Consider the following 17,386-nt stretch of genomic DNA (forward strand, 5'->3'; position numbering starts at 1 on the left):
GGTCGTTGGCTTCTAGGAAACCGCCCTGACCCTCGCAAGCGCCGTCTCCCGCCCGGATCCTCTGGCCCGAAATACCTCGGGGTCCGGGGCAGAGCCCCGGCGCCCGCCGCGGGCGCTCAAGTGAACTGTTCGCGCAGCAGCCGTTCCTCCAGCCCGTGGCCCGGATCGAAGAGCAGGCGGTGGCAGACCGACGGCTCGCTCGCCACTTCGACGCGCACCACGTCGCGGACCGACCGGCTGTCGGCTTCGGCCATCATCGGGCGCTTGTCGGGGTCGAGCACGTCGAAGGTCACCGCCGCCGTCCGGGGCAGGAGCGCCCCGCGCCAACGCCGGGGCCGGAAGGCGGACATCGCCGTCAGCGCCAGCACGTCCGACCCGATCGGCAGGATCGGGCCATGCGCGGAGTAGTTGTAGGCCGTCGATCCGGCCGGCGTCGCGACCAACGCGCCGTCGCAGACCAGCTCTTCCATCCGGACGCGGCCGTCGACGCTGATCCGGAGGCGTGCGGCCTGCGGGCCCGCGCGCAGCATCGAGACCTCGTTGATCGCAAGCGCCTCGACCACCTCTCCGCCCGCGCGCGTCGCCACCATCTTCAGCGGATTGGTCACCGCCTCCTCTGCGTCGCGCAGCCGCGCCGTCAGCCCGGTCTCGGCATACTCGTTCATCAGGAAGCCGACGGTGCCACGGTTCATCCCGTAGGTCGGCGCGTCCAGATGCATCGTCGCGTGCAGCGTCTGCAGCATGAAGCCGTCGCCGCCCAGCGCCACGATCACGTCGGCCGCGTCGGGGACGCATTGACCGTAGCGCTCCGTCAGGCGCCCGAGCGCGTCCTGCGCCTCGGGCGTGTCCGAGGCCACGAAGGCGATGGCGCGGGCGCGGTTCGGCATGGGGTCCCCCGGTTTCCGGCAAGGGTTGCGGGGTGCCGATCGGAAACGCAAGCGTCGCGCGGCGGGGGCGATGCGCCGCTTTGGCCGCTTTTCGTCCGCCCCCGTCTTGCGTATGAGGCGCCATCCAGTCCGAGGAGTGTCCCGATGACCGCCCCCTTCCGCGACGACGGCTTCTTTACCCGCAGCCTGTCCGAGACCGACCCCGAGATCGCCGCCGCCACAGTCTCCGAACTCGGCCGCCAGCGCGACGAGATCGAGCTGATCGCCTCCGAGAACATCGTTAGCCGCGCCGTGATGGAAGCGCAGGGCGGCGTAATGACCAACAAGTATGCCGAGGGCTATCCGGGCCGTCGGTATTATGGCGGGTGCCAGTTCGTCGACATCGCCGAGGACGTCGCCATCGACCGCGCGAAGCAGCTCTTCGGCTGCGGCTTCGCCAATGTGCAGCCGAATTCCGGCAGCCAGGCCAACCAGGGCGTGTTCACCGCGCTGCTGCAGCCGGGCGACACGATCCTCGGCATGTCGCTCGACGCGGGCGGTCACCTGACCCACGGCGCGCGCCCGAACCAGTCGGGCAAGTGGTTCAACGCGGTGCAATACGGCGTGCGGCGCCAGGACCTGCTGCTCGACTACGACCAGGTGCAGGAACTTGCGACCGAGCATAACCCGAAGATGATCATCGCCGGTGGCTCGGCCATTCCGCGGATCATCGATTTCGCCCGCATGCGCGAGATCGCCGACAGCGTCGGCGCGATCCTCCTCGTCGACATGGCGCATTTCGCAGGGCTGGTCGCCTCAGGCCACTACCCCTCGCCCTTCCCCCACGCCCATGTCGCCACCACGACGACGCACAAGACCCTGCGCGGCCCGCGCGGCGGCATGATCCTGACCGATGACGAGACCATCGCGAAGAAGGTCAATTCGGCGATCTTCCCCGGCATCCAGGGCGGACCGCTGATGCATGTGATCGCGGGCAAGGCCGTCGCCTTCGGCGAGGCGCTCCGTCCGGGCTTCAAGGAGTACCAGACGCAGGTGATCGCCAATGCCAAGGCGCTGGCCGACCAGTTGCAGAGAGGCGGGCTCGATATCGTCACGGGCGGCACCGACACGCATCTGATGCTGGTCGATCTGCGGCCGAAGGGGGTGAAGGGCAACGCGACCGAGGCCGCGCTGGGCCGCGCCCACATCACCTGTAACAAGAACGGCATTCCCTTTGACGACGAGAAGCCGACGGTCACGAGCGGCATCCGTCTCGGCTCACCCGCGGGCACGACGCGGGGCTTCGCCGAGCCCGAGTTCCGCGAGATCGCCGACCTCATCGTCGAGGTGGTCGACGGGCTGGCCGCGCACGGTGCGGATGGGAACGGCGCTGTCGAGGATGCGGTGAAGTCCCGCGTCCAGGCGCTCTGCGACCGCTTCCCGATCTACCCCGACCTCTGACTCGGGGCGCAAAACTCTTCGGCGAAGAGTTTTTCATGCGAGATATTCGTTGAATATCTCGCTGCCCCGCGCGCAGGCTGGGCCGCATGACGACCGGATTCTTTCATGACGAGCGGTGCCTCTGGCATGGCGGCGGCAACTACGCGCAGATGGCGCCTGTGGGCGGGCTCGTGCAGCCGATCGCGGGTGGCGGCGGGCTGCCCGAGGACCCCGAGACGAAGCGGCGGCTGGTCAACCTTCTCCGCGTCACCGGGCTGATGGGCGAGATGTCCGAGCGCACCGCGCGCCCGATGGACCGTGCCGACCTGCTGCGCGTTCATCCGGCCTCCTATCTCGACGCCTTCGCGACCGCCTCCGAGGCTGGCGGGGGCGAACTCGGGATGCGGGCGCCGTTCGGTCCTGGCGGCTACGACATCGCGCGCCTCTCGGCGGGCCTGGTCGGGGACGCACTCGATGCCGTAATGTGCGGCGATCTCGCCAATGCCTACGCGCTCAGCCGCCCGCCGGGGCATCACTGCCTGCCCGACCGGCCCAACGGGTTCTGCCTCCTGGCCAATATCGCGCTGGCCGTCGAACGGGCCCGTGCCAATCGCCCCGGCCTCCGGGTCGCGGTGCTGGACTGGGACGTGCATCACGGCAACGGGACCGAAGCGATCTTCGCCGCCGACGCCGATATCCTGACCGTCTCGATCCATCAGGAGAACAACTACCCGCTCGACACCGGGCAGTTCGACACCGAGGCCAACGCGAACCTCAACATCCCCCTGCCGCCCGGTGCAGGCCACGCCACCTATCTCCACGCGATGGAGCGTCTCGTCCTGCCCGCGATCCGGGCCCACGCGCCGGACGTCGTCATCGTCGCCTGCGGGCTGGATGCCTGCGTGCTGGACCCGCTGGGACGGATGATGGCCACCGCCGAGACCTTCGCCGCGATGACCGCGCAGGTCATGGGACTCGCGGGCGACATCTGCGGCGGACGGCTCGTGATGGCCCATGAGGGTGGCTATTCCGAGGTCTATGTGCCGTTCTGCGGCCATGCCGTCCTGGCGACGATGGCCGACAGCGCGACCGTCGCACCCGACCCCTTCGCCGAGACCTTCGCGCGCCGCCAGCCGGACCCGTCCTTCGATGCCTTCGTCGCCGGTCGGATCGCCGAAATGGCCGAGGCGCGAGCGGCGCGCCACCCATGATGTCGCAGCCGTCGGAGCCGTGATTGTAACGAAACCGTGTGTCGTCTATCACTTCGCATACGATGGAATTCCGCCGGGGGGGCGCTGCCAATGAAGAAGGTCTACGGGTCCGCCGCGGAGGCGCTGGACGGCGTGTTGTTCGACGGCATGCTGATCGCCGCGGGCGGGTTCGGCCTTTCGGGCATCCCCGAGCTTCTGCTGCAGGCGATCAAGGATGCGGGCACTAAGGACATGACCTTCGCGTCCAACAACGCGGGCGTGGACGATTTCGGCATCGGCATCCTGCTGCAGACCCGGCAGGTCAAGAAGATGATCTCGAGCTACGTGGGCGAGAACAAGGAATTCATGCGCCAGTATCTCGGGGGTGAGCTGGAGCTGGAGTTCAACCCGCAGGGTACGCTTGCCGAGCGCATGCGGGCGGGCGGCTGCGGCATTCCAGGCTTCTACACGAAGACCGGCGTCGGCACCGTCATCGCCGAGGGCAAGGACCACAAGGAATTCGACGGCGAGACCTACATCCTCGAGCGGGGGATCGTGGCCGACCTGTCGATCGTGAAGGCATGGAAGGCCGACACCACGGGCAACCTCGTGTTCCGCAAGACCGCCCGCAACTTCAATCCGCCGGCCGCGATGTGCGGCAAGGTCTGCGTCGTCGAGGTCGAGGAGATCGTCGAGGCCGGCGCGCTCGATCCCGATCACATCCACCTGCCCGGCATCTACGTGCATCGCATCATACAAGGCACGCACGAGAAACGGATCGAACAACGCACGACACGACCGAGAGGAGGCGCTGATGGCACCTGATCGCGAGTTTCCTGCACACGGTACGGCCCAGCCCGAGGCCAATCGCGCACGTGCCTCCGGCGGCTCCGGCGGTCGCAAGCTGGCCGCAGTGATGGAAGACAGCGCCGCGCTCGAAGGGTTCAGCCGCGTCCGCGTCGCGGTCGTGTTGGCCGATGCGCGCGCCGAGGATCAGCCGATCGTCTACGTCAATTCGGCCTTCGAGCGGACGACGGGCTATTCGCGCTCGGCCGCCATCGGGCGCAACTGCCGGTTCCTGCAGGGCGAGGACACCGACAAGGACGCCGTCGACCGCATCCGGCACGCCGTCGCGGACGGGCGCGACGTCACGGTCGATCTGCTGAACTACCGGGCCGACGGATCGCCCTTCATGAACCGGCTGATCATCGCGCCGATCAGCGACAGCAATGGCGAGCCGATCTTCTTTCTGGGCATCCAGAAGGAAATCTACGCCTCCGAGGCCGAGGAAGAGCACGCCCACGGCCTGCTGCGGATGCTGCACGAGCGGGTGCAGGGTGATCTCGCCATGGTCCTCAAGCAGCTGGGCCAGGAGGTCACGGGCTACGACACCCGCGCCGCCGAAGACATGAACCGACGGCTCGAATGTCTTCAGCTGGCCTATGAAGGCATGCAGCTAGCCGACCGCCAGCAGGACATCCATCCGGGCATCGACCTCGGTTCGCTCCTCAGCCGCGCGGCGGCCGCCATCGCCCATCACGAGGGGCGTCCGGGCATCCGCTACGTTCAGGATATCGACCCGATCGACGTCAATCTCGACGCGGCGGTCCGGATCTCGCTCCTGATGTCGGAAGTCCTCTCCAACGCCTTCCGCCACGCCTTCGAGCGCGTCGACGAGGGCGTGGTCGAGCTGCGCATGACCAAGCTCGCGGCGGGCGGCCTGCGGCTGACGATCGGCGATGACGGCGTCGGCCTGCCTGCCAACGAGCCGTTCCCGAACCCCGAGACCGTCGGGGGCCGCCTGATGGCGACGCTGCTCGACGGGCTGGAGGCGACCCTGACCCCCGTCCGCGGCGCCGCCGGCACCGTGGTGATGATCGACGTGCCCGTCGACATCGTCGAACTCTAGGAGAGAGCCATGCCCTGGGACCGCAACCAGATGGCCGCGCGTGCCGCGCAGGAGCTGCAGGACGGCTGGTACGTCAATCTCGGGATCGGCATCCCGACGCTGGTGTCCAACTACATCCCCGAGGGAATCGAGGTGACTCTGCAATCCGAGAACGGAATGCTCGGGATGGGCCCCTTCCCCTACGAGGGCGAGGAGGACCCCGATCTCATCAACGCCGGCAAGCAGACGATCACCGAACTGCCGCACTCGGCCTATTTCGACAGCGCCCAGAGCTTCGGCATGATCCGGGGCGGCAAGATCGCGATGGCGATCCTCGGCGCGATGGAGGTGGCCGAGAACGGCGACCTCGCCAACTGGATGATCCCCGGCAAGCTCGTGAAGGGCATGGGCGGGGCCATGGACCTCGTGGCGGGCGTCGGGCGCGTGGTCGTGGTGATGGATCATGCCAACAAGCACGGCGAGTCGAAGCTCCTGAAGGAATGCACGCTGCCCCTCACCGGCAAGGCGGTCGTGGACCGGATCATCACCAATCTCGGCGTGCTCGACGTGGTCGAGGGCGGGTTGAAGCTGGTGGAGCTGGCCGACGGCGTCACCGAGGACGAGCTGCGCGATCTGACCGAAGCCACGCTGGTCGCCTGACGCTTGGCCGCGTTCGAGATCACCCGCGAGGATGGCGAGAGCGGCGGTCGCTGGCTTCTGAAGTCGGACGGCCACGAGGCCGAGATGACCTATTCGCGGCTGGGCGACAGCAAGATCATCGTCGACCATACCGGCGTGCCCGACGGCCTGCGCGGTTCGGGCGCGGGACTTGCCCTGGCCGAGAGAATGGTCGCGGACATGCGGGCCGAAGGGAAAGGCGTGATCGCGCTCTGCCCGTTCGTAAAGGCGCAGGCGCGCAAGCATCCCGAATGGGCCGACGTGATCGAATAAGGTCCGTCGGGCCGCGCTAGCCGCCCATCAGCGTCGCATCGAAGACGCATCCGTCGCCCGGCAGTTCGGGCGGGGTCGTACACATCGTCCGCGCCACGTTCCACGCCGCCATGACCTTCGGCACATAGGCACGGGTCTCGCCGTAGGGCGGCACGCCCTCGTGGCGGCGCACCGCCCCCTCGCCCGCATTGTAGCCCGCGAGCGCCAGGACGGGATCGTTGCCGAACTCGTTCATCAACCAGTCGAGATAGGCGACCCCGCCGCGGATGTTCTGCGCCGGATCCCGGGTGTCGGAGACGCCGAACCGCTCGGCCGTGGCCGGAATCAGCTGCATCAGGCCGCTGGCCCCCTTGTGCGAGAGCGCGTCCGTCCGCCCAGCCGATTCCACCGAGATCAGCGCCAGCACCAGCGCAGGCGAGACCCGCGTCCCGACCGAATGGCGCAGGATGTCGGGGCCGTGATGCTTGGCAATGTCGCGCAGATGCGCCAGCGGCGGGGCCGCGACACCGCTGTCCTGCGGCGGCCGGGCGGCGACCTGGGCCGCGGTGCGGAACCGGCCCGGTACGTCGCCGATCTCGGGTGAGACGGCGGACCAGAACCACGCCTGCTCGCGGTTGCGCGATGCCGGCTCGGACGGCGCGGTGCGGGCGACCATGTCCTCGGGCAACTCGGGCTGGGACGGGCGCGGGGCGGCCTCGGGCGCGGGCGGCTCGATCTGGATATTGATGAACTTCGTCGTCCCCGCGGCGGGCGGACGCACGCGCTTGAACGTGAAGTCGGCAAGCGCCGGGCCCTGCGGCACGGCACAGGCCAGCGCCGCCGCGAGGACGAGAGAAACGGATCTGATCATGGCGAACTGCTCGGTTCTTGTTTTCAGGCACCTTGCCACGTGGGCGCCCCATCTGTCATGGGTCGGGCAGGCAGGCGTGGCCCCTGTGTGACATTCGCCGTGCCGGTGCCGCCTTTCGTTGGATCGCACCCCAGGCCAGACGCTTTGCGGCCACGCTATCGTTGCCGGATCACGGTCAATTCCCCGTAAATCTGCTATTGTCCCCAATTCGATCCGAATTGGACACGTTTCCGCCCCATTTCGCCATCATACCGGTTTCATCGGGTCGTGGCGGCGACGGCAGACCGCTTCTGCGGCCCGATCAACAAAAGGCACCGAGACACTCGGGCAAGACGTGACAATCGAGCAGTCCCCGCCCTCCCGTTGGCAGGCGGAGGGGGATCAAGAGGGAAGTGTCACATCTCCATCGGTACGGACCGAGGGACAGAGGGTCGTGCTGGCAGGCGCGGCCCTCACTCGTTCAACAGACCGCCGCCGCGTGCCGGATCGGCGCATTAACCACGCAGAACTTTCATGCCTTTTCCCCGCGCCCGTCCCATTCCCGCCCGGATTCGCCGCGATACCGATGGCATCGAAAGGGCAAGCCGCCCGACGATCCGAACCGTAAGACTTGCCACCGAACCTCAAGGAACACTCCAATGCTGAACGCGATCAACACCTTCAAGAACGACGAATCCGGCGCCGTGACCGTCGACTGGGTCGTCCTGACCGCCGCCCTCGTCGGCCTCGGCCTCGCCGTGATGGGCGTCGTCTCGCAGGGCGTCCAGGACATCTCGGGCGACATCGAGACTCAGCTCAAGACCGACATGATCGGCGCGGGCTTCGGCGCCGCCGGCACCGGCCTCGACCTGACGAAGTAATCGTCTCCACCGCCTTTCCCCAGGCGAGACAGGGCGCCCCGGACCAGATCGGTCCGGGGCGCCTCTTTTGGTGCCAATCCCCGGGATCGCGCCGATCTGTTGCGCGAAACACATCCTTTGCCATGCGATGATCCGAAACAAACCCCGCTCCCGTCCCATTCCCGCCCGGATTCGCCGCGATACCGGTGGCATCGAAAGGGCAAGCCGCCCGACGATCCGAACCGTAAGACTTGCCACCGAACCTCAAGGAACACTCCAATGCTGAACGCGATCAACACCTTCAAGAACGACGAATCCGGCGCCGTGACCGTCGACTGGGTCGTCCTGACCGCCGCCCTCGTCGGCCTCGGCCTCGCCGTCATGGGCGTCGTCTCGCAGGGCGTCCAGGACATCTCGGGCGACATCGAGACTCAGCTCAAGACCGACATGATCGGCGCGGGCTTCGGCGCCGCCGGCACCGGCCTCGACCTGACGAAGTAATCGTCTCCACCGCCTTTCCCCAAGGCGAGACAGGGCGCTCCGGACCAGATCGGTCCGGGGCGCCTTTTCAATTGTTCGGAACCGGCCACCGAACCGTCCGCGAGACTCCCCGCCCCCTCCACGGATTCGCCGCAATCCGACGCCAAACCGGAAACGAACCGCTGCAAGGCAGCTCGATTTTCCAACGAGGACCCCGTCCCATGCGTCTCATTTTCGGTCTCGTCCTGCTCGCCGGTCTCGGCCTCGCAGGATTTGCCATCCACACCGCCCAGGGCCGCTTCGCCCAGTACCAGACCGCGCTGGCCTCGACCCAGCAGCAGATCATCACCACGACCGAGGTCTTGGTGGTGCGCCGTCAGCTGCGCTACGGCGACCAGCTGCGCCGCAACGACGTCCGGCCGGTCGCCTGGCCCGCCGACGCCGTGCCGATCGGCGCCTTCACCAAGATCGAGGAGGTCTTCCCCGAGGGCGAGGAGGAGTTCCGCACCGTCCTGCGCGTCATGGAACGCGACGAGCCGCTGCTCTCGGTCAAGGTGACCAAGCCCGGCGAAGAGGGCGGCGTCGCCGCCAGCCTGACCCCCGGCATGCGCGCCTTCACGCTTCAGACGGACGTCAACTCGGGCGTCTCGGGCTTCCTGCGACCCGGCGACCGCGTCGATGTCTACTGGACCGGTTCGGGTGCCGGTGGCGGCGTGACCCGCCTGATCCATGCGAACCTTCCGCTGATCGCGATCGATCAGCAGACCGACGAGGAGCGCAACGCCCCCACCATCGCCCGCAACATCACCGTCGAGGTCGCGCCCGACGTGGTCGCCAAGCTGGCGCAGGCGCAGGCGACGGGACGTCTCTCGCTGGCGCTGGTCGGTGTCCGCGACGAGACCGAGAGCGCGCCGGTCGAAGCGACGCTCGAGGCCATCCTCGGTGCGCAGCAGACGCAGGAGGCCGGCAAGATCTGTACCGTCCGCACCCGCAAGGGCGCCGAAGTGGTGATGATCCGCGTCCCCTGCCCCGACGAATGATCGACCCCAGAGACGGGGCACGGGGGCCGCGATCCGACCGGGATCGCGGCCCCCGTTTCCGTTCCGTTAATATGTCCGAAAGGTGGCGAAGTGTGGCCCTCGCGCATGCCCGACATCAGGCGAATCACGTGCCGGATTGCTTTTTGAAGGGCTTTCGCCATGGTGAACGCGATGCGGGCGTCAGATCCGCAACAGAGCAGCGTGATCAGAGAGGCAGGTCACAATGAAGTTTCGTACCATCCTTCGGGCGTCGATGCTCGGGGTGCTGATTTCCGGTACCCCCGTGGCCGATGCCTATGCCGAAACCCTCCGGATCGCGCAGGGTCGTGCGCAGACGGCACTTCAGGTGCCGCTGAACCGCGCCCTCGTACTCGAATCCGACGTTCCCTTCGCGGAACTGTCGGTCGCGAACCCGCTGATCGCGGATATCGCGACCCTCTCGGAGCGCACCGTCTACGTGCTGGGCAAGGCGCCCGGCCGGACCACGCTGACGCTTCTGGGGCCGGACGGACGCCTCATCACCAATGTCGAGGTGCAGGTCATCCCCGACATCGCCGAGTTCAAGGAGCGGCTGCGCCAGCTGCTGCCGTCGGAGCATATCGAGGTGCGCACCGCCAATGACGGGATCGTCCTGTCGGGCACGGTGTCGTCCTCGCAGAAGCTCGACCAGGCCCTCGAGATCGCCAACCGCTACGCGCCCGATGCCGTGCTCAACCTGATGGTTGTCGGCGGCGTGCAGCAGGTGCAGCTCAAGGTGCGCTTCGCCGAGATGTCCCGCTCCATCAGCAAGGAGCTGGGCGCGAACCTTACGTTCAACGCCAATGACGGCCCCGCGCCGAACCCGAACCTGACGACAAACTCGACGCCCGGCCTGACAGGCACGGCGGTCGGCACCGCGACCTTCGCCTTCGGCGGCGGCAACTACAACGTGGCGCTGACGCTTCAGGCGCTGGAGAATAACGGCCTCGTCCGCACGCTGGCCGAGCCGAACCTCACGGCGCTCTCGGGCCAGCCGGCGCGCTTCCTCGCGGGCGGCGAGTTCCCCCTGCCCGTCCAGGGCGCGGAGGGCCAGGTCTCGGTCCAGTACCGGCCCTTCGGCGTCGAGCTGCAGTTCACGCCGACCGTCGTAGACGACGACATCATCAACCTCGTGATGGACGCATCGGTCTCGGCCATCGATACCGCCAACAACGCGACGATCGGCGGCGCGGTCGTGCCGGCCTTCAGCCAGCGCCAGTCCTCGACAACGGTCGAGCTGCGCGACGGCCAGTCCTTCGCAATCGCGGGCATCCTTCAGGACGAGTTCCGGGACGGCACCAGCCAGGTGCCGTGGCTGGGCGACGTTCCGATCCTCGGAGCACTGTTCCGGTCCTCGAACTATCGTCGCGCGCAGACCGAGCTGGTCATCATCGTCACCGCCAACCTCGTTTCGCCGGTCTCCGGCGATGCCCTGGCGCTGCCGACCGACCGGATCCGCCCGCCGACCGAGAACGAGCTGTTCCTCTACGGCCGCGTGTCCGGCGGGGCGCCCAACGGCACCCGCGCCTCGACACGGGGCGGCGAGGCCGCGGCGCAGGACTTTTCCGGAAATTACGGCTACGTGATGGAGTGAGATGATGAAAACGCTCCAGATCACCCGCCGCACGCTCCTTTCCGGCCTCGGCCTCGCCACCCTCGGGGCCTGCACCGGCGGCAATCGCCTCGCGGGCGGCGAGGTCGATGAAGGCGCCTTCGGCAACCCGACGATGCAGAACATGCTGGTCATGAACGGTGAGGCCCCGGCGGTCAGCCATCTGGGCCAACGCTTCGCAAGCTCGGTACCGACGACGATCAACTTCGCCTTCAACTCGGCCGGGCTCGACGCGACGGCCCGCTCGGTCCTCGACCAGCAGGCGCATTTCATGCGGCAGTTTCCCGAGGTTCGCTTCAGCGTCTACGGCCACACCGACAAGGTCGGATCGAACGCATATAACGAGCGTCTCGGCCGTCGTCGCGCACAGGCCGCCGTCAACTACCTCGCACAGCGTGGCGTGTCGCTCTCGCGGCTCGAGGCGCTGGTCTCCTTTGGCGAGACGCGGCCCCTCGTGCCGACGCAGTCGCGCGAGCGCGCGAACCGCCGCACCGTGACCGAGGTTGCAGGCTTCGTTGACGGCAACCCGTTGGTTCTGGACGGAAAATACGCACAGATCGTCTATCGCCGCTACGTCGCGAGTGCCGGCCCGACCGGCTGATCCGACCCCCATCCGGACCCGAACGCCCCGTGCCACCGCGCGGGGCGTTCGGCGTTTTCGGGGGTCCGGCAAATCCGACACGCTTTGTCCCCGGTGTTTCCTATAATTTCACTTCTTGCGTCCAATTGTTGCCCGAATTGCGGAGCAAGACCGAGGTGCGGGGCGCAATCTCTCCCCGCTTTGGCCCGTAGGGGCCGTCAGTGATGTTTCGCCCCGGACGATCCGGGGATGTCGAAAGCGGTGATCGAATATGTCGAGCAATCTCGCGATCCTACCCGAACCCGAACCGCTCCGCGCGGTCACGGTGTCGCGCGATGTGCAGGAATTCGACCTGCTGATCGAAGATATGGAGGCCGAGCTGGGCGAAGCCTGGGGCGACCTCGACTTCGCCGAGGCCGCCGCCTTCCTGCGCCAGGACGAGGCGCAGAAGCTGGAATTCCTCGTGCTCGCCATGGACCAGGAGGACGAGCCGCGCCTCTCGCAGGTGATCGAGCTGATTTCGCTGGCGAAACGCGCCACGCTCCGCGTCATCCTCGTCGCCGAAGGCCTCGGCCCGATGGCCCTGCACGAGCTGTTGCGCGCGGGCGCCGACGATTTCGCCCCCTACCCCCTTCCCGAGAACGCGCTGTCCGAGGCCGTGGCCCGCATCCGCACGCCCGGCCGCGCCGATAGCGACGACATGATGCGGCGCGCCGGCGCCGACCTTCCGCAAACCGTGGACGGCACGACCGCGCCCGCCCTGCCGGCGACCACCGGCGGCCGCACGGGCGCGACCGAAGGCGCGGTCTTCGCGATCCAGTCCGCCGCGGGCGGCAACGGGGCGACGACCATCGCCGTCAATCTCGGGTGGGAGCTGGCCAACATCTCCAAGACCGGTGCGCCGCGCGTCTGCGTCGTGGACCTGAACCTGCAGTTCGGATCGGTCGCGACCTATCTCGACCTGCCCCGGAAGCCGATGATCTACGAAGTGCTGAGCGACGTCTCCAGCATGGACGAACAGGCGTTTCGCCAGGCGCTGGGCACCTACAAGGACGTGTTGTCGGTCTTCACGGCGCCCGCCGACGTGCTGCCGCTCGACCTGATCGGCCCCGAAGACGTGACCGGCCTCCTGACCCTCGCGCGGGACTGTTTCGACATCGTCATCGTCGACATGCCTTGCACCGTGACCGGCTGGACCGACACGGTAATCTCGCAGGCCGAACTGTTCTTTGTCGTCTCCGAGATGGAGGTGCGGTCGGCCCAGAATGCCCTGCGGTTCCAGAACCTGCTGCAATCCGAAGGCGTCTCGACCGAACGGCTGAGCCATCTCTTGAACCGGGCGCCGGGCAAGATGGACATGGGCGGCCGCAGCCGGATCGAGAAGATGGCCGAAAGCCTCGGCGTCAAGTTCCATGCCGTGCTGCCCGATGGCGGCAAGCAGGTCACCGAGGTCAACGACCAGGCGGCGCCGCTGCGCGAACTCGCGCCGCGCAACGCGCTCACCAAGGAAATCCAGAAGCTCGCCCAGGGCCTGCACGAGGCGCGCGAGCGCATCGAAGCCGGCGACGACGTCGTGTCGGCGAAGGCGCGGTCGAAGAAGCGGGCCATCTTCGGCCTCTCCTTCGGCTGACTACAGAACGTAAGGGCAGACCATGTTTTCACGCTACAAGAAGCCGCAGATCGAGGGCGCCAAGCCCATCGGCGCCGCCGCGGCGAAGCCCGACGCGTCCCCCGAGGCCGCGGTCGCGGATGCCGCCCCCGCAGCCGCCCCCGCCAAGGCCACCCAACCCAAGGCCGCCGCCCCCGCGCCCGAGAATAAGGATCTCAAGCGGCGCGAGCGGATCGAGGGCCTCAAGACCGAGATGCATCACCGGTTGCTCGACAACCTGAACCTTGCCGCGCTCGACAAGGCCGATCCGAACGCGCTCCGCGCCGAGATCGTCGCGATCACGACCGAGGAGCTCGCCGAGATGGGCGTCGTCCTCGGACGCGAGGATCGCGACATCCTCAACGGCGAACTCTTCGACGAGGTCACGGGCCTCGGCCCGCTCGAGCCGCTTTTGAAGGACCCGGACGTCAACGACATCCTCGTGAACGGGCCGCACAACATCTATGTCGAGCGCGCGGGCAAGCTCTCGAAGTCCGAGATCCGCTTCAAGGACGAGCGGCATCTCCTGCGCATCATCGACAAGATTGTCTCGGCCGTGGGCCGCCGCGTGGACGAGTCGAACCCCTATGTCGACGCCCGCCTCAAGGACGGCTCGCGCTTCAACGCGATGGTGCCACCGGTCGCGGTCGACGGCTCGCTCGTCTCCATCCGGAAGTTCAAGAAGGAGAAGCTGGGCATCGACCAACTGGTCGAATTCGGCGCCTTCACCGAAGAGATGGCGATGTACCTCCAGGCTGCCTGCGCCTGTCGCCTCAACGTCATCGTCTCGGGCGGAACCGGCTCGGGCAAGACGACCACGCTCAACGCCCTGTCGTCCTTCATCGGCCAGGCCGAGCGCGTGTTGACGATCGAAGACACCGCCGAACTCCAGCTGCAGCAGGATCACGTCGGCCGCATGGAAAGCCGCCCGCCCAACGTCGAGGGCAAGGGCGCCGTCACCCAGCGCGATTGCCTGCGCAACGCGCTCCGGATGCGCCCCGACCGTATCATCGTCGGCGAGACGCGCGGCGAGGAAGTCATCGACATGCTCCAGGCCATGAACACCGGCCATGACGGCTCGATGACCACGATCCACGCCAACAACGCCCGCGACGCCATCAGCCGTCTCGAGAACATGATCGCGATGGCCGGGATCGAGATGCCCCTCAAGGCCGTCCGCGCCCAGATCGCCTCGGCCGTGAACCTGATCGTGCAGGCCTCGCGCCTGCAGGACGGCTCGCGCCGGATGGTGTCGATCACCGAGGTGACCGGCATGGAAGGCGAAGTTATCACGCTGCAGGAAATCTTCCGCTACGAGCGTCTCGGGCTGGAGCCCGACGGCACCATCATCGGCCGTTTCACCGCGACCGGGATCCGCAGCCACTACGCCGACCGATTCAAGGCCTGGGGCTACGACCTGCCCTCCAACATCTACGAACCTGCCGAGGGCCGCTGACATGCAACTGTCGATCGAACCACTTATCTATATCGCGATCTTCGGGTCCATGCTGCTGGTCATCGGCGGCATCTATCTTCTGATCTTCGGCGAGAGCATCAAGCTCAACAACCGCGTCAACCGCCGTCTCGCCCTGATGGAGAAGGGCGCCACCCGCGACGAGGTCATGGCCCAGCTCCGCAAGGAGATGTCGCAGCACGACGGCGCCAAGCAGATCCCGCTCTATTCGCTGATCGCCGAGAAGGCGCAGAAGGCCAACCTCGCCTTCACACCCGGCATGCTGATGGGGATCATGGCCCTGCTGGTCGTGCTGTCCTTCCTGATGATGACGCTCTTCACCGGCGCGTCGCTGCCCATCCGCATCCTGATGTCGATCGTGTTCGGCATCGGTGCGGTCTATGTCTGGGTCAACGGCAAGGCCAAGAAGCGCCTCGCGCTGATGGAGGAACAGCTGCCCGACGCGGTCGAGTTGATCGTCCGCAGCCTGCGCGTCGGCCACCCGCTGAACTCCGCCATCGGCATCGTCGCCAAGGAGATCGCCGACCCGCTGGGCTCCGAGATGGGGTTCATCGCCGACGAGGCCGCCTATGGCCGCGACATCCCCGAGGCGCTGCGCGCGCTAGCCGAGCGAGTGGAGCTGCAGGATCTGCGCTTCCTTGCGGTGGCCGTCGCCATCCAGCAGAAATCCGGCGGTAACCTGGCCGAGATCCTCGAGGGCCTGTCGAACGTCGTCCGTGCACGGTTCAAGCTCTTCCGCAAGGTCAAGGCGATCACAGCCGAGGCGCGCTGGTCGGGCGTGTTCCTCTCGGCCTTCCCGATCCTCGCGCTCGTGGGGATCAACGTGATGAAGCCCGACTACTACACGGACGTGAAAGACACGGCCTATTTCATCCCGGCCGCCGCGGTCGTCTGCGTCTTCCTCCTCGTGAACGTCGTGTTCATGCGGATGATGGTCAACATCAAGGTCTGAGGGGCCCGCCATGGACATGATCGCATCCGTCATCGAGGGCATGCTGGGACCGGACGGCATGATGTATGTCGCGGGCGCGGCCGGGGTTCTCCTCGTGCTGCTCGCGCTGCCGATGCTCCTCACCAAGAAGAACGATCCGCTCGACCGCATCGCGCGCGAACGCAAGGAGCAGGCGCTCGAAGGCACGCCCGAGACGCTGAACCGCCACGGCACGCGCAACGAGCATCTCGCGAAATACGCGCAGCTCCTCGATCCGCAGGATGCCGAGGAGATGACGAAGGCGCGCAAGCTCCTGATCCAGGCGGGCTATACCCATCGCGACGCCGTCCGCACGCTGACCGCCGCACAGCTTCTGCTGGGCCTCGGTCTTTTGGTGCTCGGTGTGCTCTACAGCTTCCTTCTGGCGGGCGACCTGACGCTCGTGAAACAGGTCAGCTACACGCTCATTCCTGGCGCGGTCGGTTACTACGCCCCGAAATACTGGGTCCAGAAGCGGGTCGCCAAGCGCCAGGAAGAGATCCAGCAGGGCTTTCCCGACGCGCTCGACCTTCTTCTGGTCTGCGTCGAGGCGGGGCAGTCGCTCGACCAGTCCATCATCCGCATGGCCACTGAGATCGAGCCGTCCTACCCCGCCCTGGCCGGCGAATTCCTGATGGTCGCGCAGGAGATGAAGGCCGGTAAGGACAAACCCGACGTGCTGCGCGCCATGGCCGAGCGCTGCGACATCAACGATATCACCAGCTTCGTGACCGTTCTGATCCAATCAGCGACCTTCGGCACCTCGATCGCCGACGCCCTGCGCGTCTACGCCAACGAGATGCGCGATAAGCGGGTCATGCGCGCCGAGGAAAAGGCCAACGTGCTGCCAACCAAGCTCACTGTCGGCACGATGATGTTCTGCGTCCCTCCGCTCCTGATCATCCTGATCGGGCCGTCGCTCCACGGCATCGCCGATACGCTCGGCGGCGGCGGGGTCGGGTTCTGATGCGCCGCGCGGCGCTCCCCCTCCTCCTTGTGGCCGCGCTGGCATCGGGCTGCGCGCAGGGCGTCAGCGGCCGCGGCGCGGTGCCCGAGGACGGGCTCCTGCCGCCGGGCACCGCCAAGGGGCCGGGGGTCGATCCGCTGATCGTCGGCGACCGCCTCCTCGCGGCCGGCGAGCCCGAGCTGGCCCTCGAAAGCTACATCCGCGCCGGGATCGAAGGCGACGGCCTCACCCCCGAGGTGCAGCTCGCCATGGCCACGGCGAATATCGAGCTGGGCCGCCTCGGACAGGCCGAAGCACAACTGCGCACCCTCGTCGCCGCCGAGCCGCGCAACGCCCGTGCGCTCAACAATCTGGGCGTCGTCCTTCTCGAACAGGGCGAGACCGGCGAGGCCCATCGCATCTTCAAGACTGCGTTCGCGTTGCAACCCTCGCCGGAAATCCGGGAGAACCTGCGCGTTTCCTCTTCCCGTATGGTGATCCCCGTCTACGATGACGGTCAAGATGACACCTTCACGCTGACGCGGCGGACGAACGGGACCTGGGGTCTCAGCCCACCACGCGGCGGATAACAAA

The 17,386-nt window shown here is 67.2% G+C and carries 18 protein-coding genes; 16 read left to right on the forward strand and 2 right to left on the reverse strand.

Annotated elements, in window-relative coordinates; genetic code table 11:
- Window positions 1-116: 116 nt before the first annotated feature.
- On the reverse strand, window positions 117-887 hold the full coding sequence (locus ACK8OR_RS14500) for an NAD kinase (RefSeq protein ID WP_410190124.1): 771 nt from the start codon (window positions 885-887) through the stop codon (window positions 117-119).
- Between the two features lie 144 nt (window positions 888-1,031).
- Here ACK8OR_RS14500 and glyA point away from each other — a divergent pair, with 144 nt between their 5' ends.
- From glyA to ACK8OR_RS14530, 6 genes are all read left to right on the forward strand, one after another.
- On the forward strand, window positions 1,032-2,327 hold the full coding sequence (gene glyA / locus ACK8OR_RS14505; RefSeq protein WP_410190125.1) for a serine hydroxymethyltransferase: 1,296 nt from the start codon (window positions 1,032-1,034) through the stop codon (window positions 2,325-2,327).
- A gap of 86 nt (window positions 2,328-2,413) precedes the next feature.
- Window positions 2,414-3,517, forward strand: coding sequence for a class II histone deacetylase (locus ACK8OR_RS14510; protein ID WP_410190126.1), 1,104 nt, complete (start codon window positions 2,414-2,416; stop codon window positions 3,515-3,517).
- Window positions 3,518-3,607: 90 nt separating this feature from the next.
- Window positions 3,608-4,321, forward strand: a complete 714-nt coding sequence (locus tag ACK8OR_RS14515) for a CoA transferase subunit A (RefSeq protein WP_410190127.1) — start codon at window positions 3,608-3,610, stop codon at window positions 4,319-4,321.
- A complete protein-coding gene (locus ACK8OR_RS14520; protein WP_410190128.1) occupies window positions 4,311-5,405 on the forward strand; it encodes a PAS domain-containing protein in 1,095 nt (364 codons plus the stop codon). The genes ACK8OR_RS14515 and ACK8OR_RS14520 overlap by 11 nt, the downstream gene beginning before the upstream one ends.
- Before the next feature lie 9 nt (window positions 5,406-5,414).
- A complete protein-coding gene (locus ACK8OR_RS14525; protein WP_410190129.1) occupies window positions 5,415-6,044 on the forward strand; it encodes a CoA transferase subunit B in 630 nt (209 codons plus the stop codon).
- Window positions 6,045-6,047: 3 nt separating this feature from the next.
- The gene (locus ACK8OR_RS14530; RefSeq protein WP_410190130.1) at window positions 6,048-6,335 is read left to right on the forward strand and encodes a GNAT family N-acetyltransferase; all 288 of its coding nucleotides are present in this window, start codon (window positions 6,048-6,050) and stop codon (window positions 6,333-6,335) included.
- 16 nt (window positions 6,336-6,351) lie between these two features.
- Here the strand turns inward: ACK8OR_RS14530 and ACK8OR_RS14535 are convergent, their stop codons facing one another.
- The gene (locus tag ACK8OR_RS14535; RefSeq protein ID WP_410190693.1) at window positions 6,352-7,182 is read right to left on the reverse strand and encodes a lytic transglycosylase domain-containing protein; all 831 of its coding nucleotides are present in this window, start codon (window positions 7,180-7,182) and stop codon (window positions 6,352-6,354) included.
- A 641-nt stretch (window positions 7,183-7,823) separates the two neighbouring features.
- Here ACK8OR_RS14535 and ACK8OR_RS14540 point away from each other — a divergent pair.
- The 10 genes from ACK8OR_RS14540 (at window position 7,824) to ACK8OR_RS14585 (ending at window position 17,382) form a co-directional block, all read left to right on the forward strand.
- Window positions 7,824-8,045 carry a Flp family type IVb pilin gene (locus ACK8OR_RS14540; RefSeq protein WP_298430173.1) on the forward strand — a complete coding sequence of 74 codons (222 nt, stop codon included), beginning with the start codon at window positions 7,824-7,826 and terminating at the stop codon, window positions 8,043-8,045.
- Between the two features lie 258 nt (window positions 8,046-8,303).
- The gene (locus ACK8OR_RS14545; protein WP_298430173.1) at window positions 8,304-8,525 is read left to right on the forward strand and encodes a Flp family type IVb pilin; all 222 of its coding nucleotides are present in this window, start codon (window positions 8,304-8,306) and stop codon (window positions 8,523-8,525) included.
- A gap of 200 nt (window positions 8,526-8,725) precedes the next feature.
- Window positions 8,726-9,544 (forward strand): Flp pilus assembly protein CpaB, encoded by an 819-nt coding sequence (gene cpaB / locus ACK8OR_RS14550; protein ID WP_410190131.1) that lies wholly within the window; start codon window positions 8,726-8,728, stop codon window positions 9,542-9,544.
- A 223-nt stretch (window positions 9,545-9,767) separates the two neighbouring features.
- Complete coding sequence (locus ACK8OR_RS14555; RefSeq protein ID WP_298430169.1) at window positions 9,768-11,156, forward strand: type II and III secretion system protein family protein; 1,389 nt, start codon at window positions 9,768-9,770, stop codon at window positions 11,154-11,156.
- Between the two features lies 1 nt (window position 11,157).
- Entirely contained in the window at window positions 11,158-11,775 is a 618-nt protein-coding gene (locus tag ACK8OR_RS14560; RefSeq protein WP_410190132.1) for an OmpA family protein, read from the forward strand.
- A gap of 250 nt (window positions 11,776-12,025) precedes the next feature.
- Entirely contained in the window at window positions 12,026-13,384 is a 1,359-nt protein-coding gene (locus ACK8OR_RS14565; RefSeq protein WP_410190133.1) for an AAA family ATPase, read from the forward strand.
- 22 nt (window positions 13,385-13,406) lie between these two features.
- The gene (locus tag ACK8OR_RS14570) at window positions 13,407-14,858 is read left to right on the forward strand and encodes a CpaF family protein (RefSeq protein ID WP_410190134.1); all 1,452 of its coding nucleotides are present in this window, start codon (window positions 13,407-13,409) and stop codon (window positions 14,856-14,858) included.
- A gap of 1 nt (window position 14,859) precedes the next feature.
- Window positions 14,860-15,828 carry a type II secretion system F family protein gene (locus ACK8OR_RS14575; RefSeq protein WP_298430161.1) on the forward strand — a complete coding sequence of 323 codons (969 nt, stop codon included), beginning with the start codon at window positions 14,860-14,862 and terminating at the stop codon, window positions 15,826-15,828.
- Between the two features lie 10 nt (window positions 15,829-15,838).
- A complete protein-coding gene (locus ACK8OR_RS14580) occupies window positions 15,839-16,813 on the forward strand; it encodes a type II secretion system F family protein (protein WP_410190135.1) in 975 nt (324 codons plus the stop codon).
- On the forward strand, window positions 16,813-17,382 hold the full coding sequence (locus ACK8OR_RS14585; protein ID WP_410190136.1) for a tetratricopeptide repeat protein: 570 nt from the start codon (window positions 16,813-16,815) through the stop codon (window positions 17,380-17,382). Before ACK8OR_RS14580 ends, ACK8OR_RS14585 begins: the two co-directional genes overlap by 1 nt.
- Window positions 17,383-17,386: the final 4 nt, after the last annotated feature.

The organism is Jannaschia halovivens (assembly GCF_046452375.1).
Classification (GTDB): Bacteria; Pseudomonadota; Alphaproteobacteria; order Rhodobacterales; family Rhodobacteraceae; genus Jannaschia; species Jannaschia halovivens.

Excerpts from the sequence above, each read along its gene's own strand:
- ACK8OR_RS14500 (WP_410190124.1), bottom strand. The coding sequence starts at position 887 with ATGCCGAACCGCGCCCGCGCCATCGCCTTCGTGGCCTCGGACACGCCC.
- glyA (WP_410190125.1), top strand. The coding sequence starts at position 1,032 with ATGACCGCCCCCTTCCGCGACGACGGCTTCTTTACCCGCAGCCTGTCC.
- ACK8OR_RS14510 (WP_410190126.1), top strand. The coding sequence starts at position 2,414 with ATGACGACCGGATTCTTTCATGACGAGCGGTGCCTCTGGCATGGCGGC.
- ACK8OR_RS14515 (WP_410190127.1), top strand. The coding sequence starts at position 3,608 with ATGAAGAAGGTCTACGGGTCCGCCGCGGAGGCGCTGGACGGCGTGTTG.
- ACK8OR_RS14520 (WP_410190128.1), top strand. The coding sequence starts at position 4,311 with ATGGCACCTGATCGCGAGTTTCCTGCACACGGTACGGCCCAGCCCGAG.
- ACK8OR_RS14525 (WP_410190129.1), top strand. The coding sequence starts at position 5,415 with ATGCCCTGGGACCGCAACCAGATGGCCGCGCGTGCCGCGCAGGAGCTG.
- ACK8OR_RS14540 (WP_298430173.1), top strand. The coding sequence starts at position 7,824 with ATGCTGAACGCGATCAACACCTTCAAGAACGACGAATCCGGCGCCGTG.
- ACK8OR_RS14545 (WP_298430173.1), top strand. The coding sequence starts at position 8,304 with ATGCTGAACGCGATCAACACCTTCAAGAACGACGAATCCGGCGCCGTG.
- cpaB (WP_410190131.1), top strand. The coding sequence starts at position 8,726 with ATGCGTCTCATTTTCGGTCTCGTCCTGCTCGCCGGTCTCGGCCTCGCA.
- ACK8OR_RS14555 (WP_298430169.1), top strand. The coding sequence starts at position 9,768 with ATGAAGTTTCGTACCATCCTTCGGGCGTCGATGCTCGGGGTGCTGATT.
- ACK8OR_RS14560 (WP_410190132.1), top strand. The coding sequence starts at position 11,158 with ATGATGAAAACGCTCCAGATCACCCGCCGCACGCTCCTTTCCGGCCTC.
- ACK8OR_RS14565 (WP_410190133.1), top strand. The coding sequence starts at position 12,026 with ATGTCGAGCAATCTCGCGATCCTACCCGAACCCGAACCGCTCCGCGCG.
- ACK8OR_RS14570 (WP_410190134.1), top strand. The coding sequence starts at position 13,407 with ATGTTTTCACGCTACAAGAAGCCGCAGATCGAGGGCGCCAAGCCCATC.
- ACK8OR_RS14575 (WP_298430161.1), top strand. The coding sequence starts at position 14,860 with ATGCAACTGTCGATCGAACCACTTATCTATATCGCGATCTTCGGGTCC.
- ACK8OR_RS14580 (WP_410190135.1), top strand. The coding sequence starts at position 15,839 with ATGGACATGATCGCATCCGTCATCGAGGGCATGCTGGGACCGGACGGC.
- ACK8OR_RS14585 (WP_410190136.1), top strand. The coding sequence starts at position 16,813 with ATGCGCCGCGCGGCGCTCCCCCTCCTCCTTGTGGCCGCGCTGGCATCG.